Here is a 4,265-nt window from a genome sequence, read left to right as displayed (position 1 = left end):
CGACGGCCTGCTGGCCTCGGGCGTCGAGCCCGGCACGCCGGTCGGCGTGACCGGCGACGGCACCGGCGAGACCCAGTACACGACCACCTCGTCGGTGGACAGCTTCGTCGCGGCGGCGCTCGGCTTCACCGGCCGGGTGGTGCTCACCGTCGGCGCGGAGGTCGCCCAGCGCGACAAGCTGAGCTGGTGGGAAAACCGCCCCCTGTACGGCTGGAAGGTCCTCGTCCCGCGCACCAAGGAGCAGGCCGGCGCGATGAGTGCCCGGCTGCGGGCGTACGGGGCCATCCCGTGCGAGGTGCCGACGATCGCCGTCGAGCCGCCGCGCACCCCCGCGCAGATGGAACGCGCGGTCAAGGGCCTGGTCGACGGCCGGTACGCCTGGGTGGTCTTCACCTCGGTGAACGCGGTCCGCGCGGTCTGGGAGAAGTTCGCCGAGCACGGCCTGGACGCCCGCCACTTCGGCGGCGTCAAGATCGCCTGCATCGGTGAGGCGACCGCCGACGCCGTCCGCGCGTTCGGCATCCAGCCGGAGCTCATCCCGGCCGGGGACCAGTCCAGCGAGGGCCTGCTGGCCGAGTTCTCGCCGCATGACGAGATCCTCGACCCGGTCGGCCGGGTGCTGCTGCCGCGCGCCGACATCGCCACGGAGACGCTGGCCGCGGGCCTGATCGAGCGCGGCTGGGAGGTCGACGACGTCACGGCGTACCGCACGGTCCGCGCGGCCCCGCCGCCGGCCGACATCCGCGACGCGATCAAGTCGGGCGGCTTCGACGCGGTGCTGTTCACCTCGTCCTCGACGGTCCGCAACCTGGTCGGCATCGCGGGCAAGCCGCACGCCCGCACGGTCGTCGCGGTGATCGGCCCGAAGACGGCCGAGACGGCCACGGAGTTCGGCCTGCGGGTCGACGTCCAGCCGCAGCACGCGTCGGTCCCCGACCTGGTCGAGGCCCTGGCGTCGTACGCGGTGGAGCTGCGCGAGAAGCTGGCGGCGATGCCGGCCAAGCAGCGCCGCGGCTCGAAGGTCCAGGGCCCGACGGCCCTGCGCTTCCGCTGATCATCCGCGGACCGGCCCGGGGACGGGCCGGTCCGCCGCTCCGGTCGGACCGCTCCGGGATCGGGCCGCTGCTATTACAGCGCCGCTTCAGAGCCGGTCCGTAGCATTGCCGGAGGGCCTCGCGCCGATTCCGGTCGGGCCGCGGATGTGGCGGCCCGGGTTCTGCCGAGCCGGCTCCGCGCCGGCCCGGACCGGCCGGTCTCGCATCGGCCGACAGGTTTTTTGCCGGACCGGCGCTGTTGCCGGCCTGGCCGGGGCGGTTGTCCGACCGGCCCGGTTCCGCCGGCTCACGCGGCCGGCCTGGCTGAGGGAGTGAGCATGGCGTTCCCCGATGTGCGTCCGCGGCGTCTGCGCCGCACCGCCGCCCTGCGGCGCCTGGTCGAGGAGACCCGGATCGCACCGGCCGAACTGATCCTGCCGCTGTTCCTCAAAGAGGGTCTGACCGAGCCGCGGCCGATCAGCTCGCTGCCCGGCGTCATGCAGCACTCGCGGGAGTCGCTGCGCAAGGCCGCCCACGAGGCCGTCTCGGCCGGGGTCGGTGGCCTGATGCTCTTCGGCGTCCCGGACAACGCCAACAAGGACGAGACCGGTTCGGCCGGCCTCGACCCGGACGGCATCCTCAACGTGGGCCTCCGTGACCTGATCGCCGAGGTCGGCGACGCCACCGTGGTCATGGGCGACCTGTGCCTGGACGAGTTCACCTCGCACGGGCACTGCGGCGTCCTCGCCCCCGACGGCACGGTCGACAACGACGCCACCCTGGAGATCTACGGCCGGATGGGGGTGGCCCAGGCCGAGGCCGGGGCGCACGTCGTCGGCCCCTCCGGGATGATGGACGGCCAGATCGGGGTGGTCCGCAAGGCCCTCGACCGGGCCGGTCACCAGGACGTCTCGGTGCTGGCCTACTCGGCGAAGTACGCCGGCGCCTTCTACGGCCCGTTCCGCGAGGCCGTCGAGTCGAGCCTGCAGGGTGACCGCCGCACCTACCAGCAGAGCCCGGGCAACGTCCGGGAGGCGCTGCGCGAGGTCGAGCTGGACGTCGCCGAGGGCGCCGACATGGTCATGGTGAAGCCGGCGCTGCCCTATCTCGACGTGATCGCCGCCGTGCGGGAGCGGGTCGACGTGCCGGTCGCCGCCTACCAGGTCTCCGGCGAGTACGCGATGGTCGAGGCGGCCGCGGAGAAGGGCTGGATCGACCGGCAGGGCGTCATGCTCGAGACCCTGACCTCGATCAAGCGGGCCGGGGCCCAGATCATGCTGACCTACTGGGCCACCGAGGCCGCTCAGCTGCTGCGCGAACGGTACTGACCCCGTACCCCTCATGTAACGAACTTGCATGGGTTTTCCGCCGCGGGTGGGCTCAGTCGTCGTTCTGGATCGTGCCCGTCGCGCGGGCGTCCGCGAGCCGGATGCCCGCCAGGCCGGCCACCACCAGCGTCAGCTTCTCGTCCGGCTCCTTCCACCGGTCACCCCGGACCTGCACCGGGAAGGTGAGACCGGTCGCGCCCGCGGGCAGGACCCGGCAGCCCAGGTACGGCGTGAAGTCGACTCCCACCCACGCGGACCCCGGCACCGTGCTCGCACAGATCGTCACCGCCCGGCTCAGCGGCCGGGACAGCGTCACCGGGAACACCAGCGACGTGGTGCCGTTGTCTCCTTCGACGACGCTCGCGTCCGCAACCGACAGTGCCGCCCGGGAGTGGAAGCGGGCGACCTGGGGATCGTGGTCGCTGGAGCCCTTCGAACCGTTCCCCTCGTCCGCCGCCGCCCAGTCGGCGTTGAGGTGCGCCGCCCGCATCTGGATCAGGTCGCCGTGCAGGGCGTCGTTGACGAAGAGATGGTCCAGCGTCTGCGCCGAGCCGTCGAAGACGTACGAGTACGCCGACGAGGGCGCGTCCGCCACCAGGTCGTCCCACAGGTTGTGCAGCCCGGCCTCGTAGAGCGGGCCGAGCTGGTCGCCCGGAGCCGCCGGCACCGGGTCGTCGGGGCGCGGGAAGACGTTCAGGTCACCGCCGTACGCGATCCGCGCGTGCGCGTGGGTGTCCTCGATCGCGGTGGTGATCGCCGCCCCGTACGCGGCCTGCTCGGTGCGCTGCCCGACCCGGGTGTCCGGCCCGGACGAGTAGTGGTTGCTGACCGCCCAGAGCTGGAACCGCTCGGCGGCACCTGGCGCTGCCTTGATGTCGAAGAGCGCGACCTGCGGCGCCCGGGTGAAGACGTTCGAGCCGTCCACACCTGTCGACGTGTCCACGTCGGCCGGCAGGACCGCGTTCAGCGTCTTCGGGTTGGACACGTCGGCGTTGCTCGCCAGCGGGGTGCCGCGGTAGGTGACCTGCGGTGCCGCGCCCAGCACCGGGTCGTCCGCGGTCGCGGGGGCCAGCGAGAGACGGTCGGTGCGGTAGAGGAACGCGGCGGTGATCCCGCGGGCGTCGGCGCCGGTGCGGTCGTACGCGGCCGCGTACGCCGGACCGCCGTTGCCCTTGATCGTCAGGGCCAGCTCCTGCAACGTGTCCGGCTGCCCGTCCGCGTCGTTGACCGCGCCGCAGGTCAGGGCGCCACCGGTGACCGTGCAGATGTCCTGGTCCTCGGCCTCCTGGGCCAGGATCAGATCGGGGGAGTGCAGCCCGGCGGCGATCTGGTCGGCCAGGTCGGCCAGCTTCTCCCGGTACGCCGCCTCGCTCGCCGGGACGTAGTCGAAAGGCGGGCTGACGCCGGGGCAGCCGGTGTTGCCGGTGAAGTCGCAGCCGTCGAACGGGTCGTCCCGGAAGTCGTACAGGTTCTCCACGTTGTACGTCGAGACGGCGAACTCGGTGCTGCGCGCGGCGGCCTTCGGCGGGTTGTTCCGCGACGGGTCCGCGCCGGGCGTGAACGCGGCGGTGGCCGGCTGGATGCCGTACTTGTTGAAGGAGTAGTAGAGGCCGCCGACCGCGTCGCCGGACAGCCGGTCGAAGGTCTTGGCCGGTGGCAGCAGCACGCCGCTGTCACCCGCGGTCGCCTTCACGCCCATCGTGCCGAGCAGCACCCGGTCGCCGTTGCCGTCGTCGACCGGGCCGGGCAGATTGTCCAGCGGATGCGCGTCGCGGAACACCCGCCGCGCGTACGGGTCGGCCCGGTCCAGCAGCGGATCGTCGCGGTCGATGACCCAGATCTCCGAGTCGGCGGTGCCACCGAACACGTTGCGGCCGGCGACCACCCCGGCACCGTCGCGGAC

The 4,265-nt window shown here is 72.8% G+C and carries 2 protein-coding genes and 1 pseudogene; 2 read left to right on the top strand and 1 reads right to left on the bottom strand.

The annotated features are described in order from the left end of the window. On the top strand, positions 1-1,054 hold a 1,054-nt coding region (locus AB0C29_RS27080), incomplete at its 5' end, for a uroporphyrinogen-III synthase (protein WP_360825562.1). Positions 1,055-1,372: 318 nt separating this feature from the next. Beyond that, complete coding sequence (gene hemB, locus AB0C29_RS27075; RefSeq protein ID WP_360825559.1) at positions 1,373-2,362, top strand: porphobilinogen synthase; 990 nt, start codon at positions 1,373-1,375, stop codon at positions 2,360-2,362. Between the two features lie 52 nt (positions 2,363-2,414). Here hemB and AB0C29_RS27070 read toward each other — a convergent pair. Then, a pseudogene (locus tag AB0C29_RS27070) lies at positions 2,415-4,265 on the bottom strand (endonuclease); the annotation flags it as partial.

The sequence above is a fragment of the Actinoplanes sp. NPDC048791 genome (genome assembly GCF_040650095.1).
Lineage (GTDB): Bacteria > Actinomycetota > Actinomycetes > Mycobacteriales > Micromonosporaceae > Actinoplanes.
Note: the sequence above shows the minus strand (reverse complement) of the source record. Positions and strands in the feature narration are given on the sequence as shown.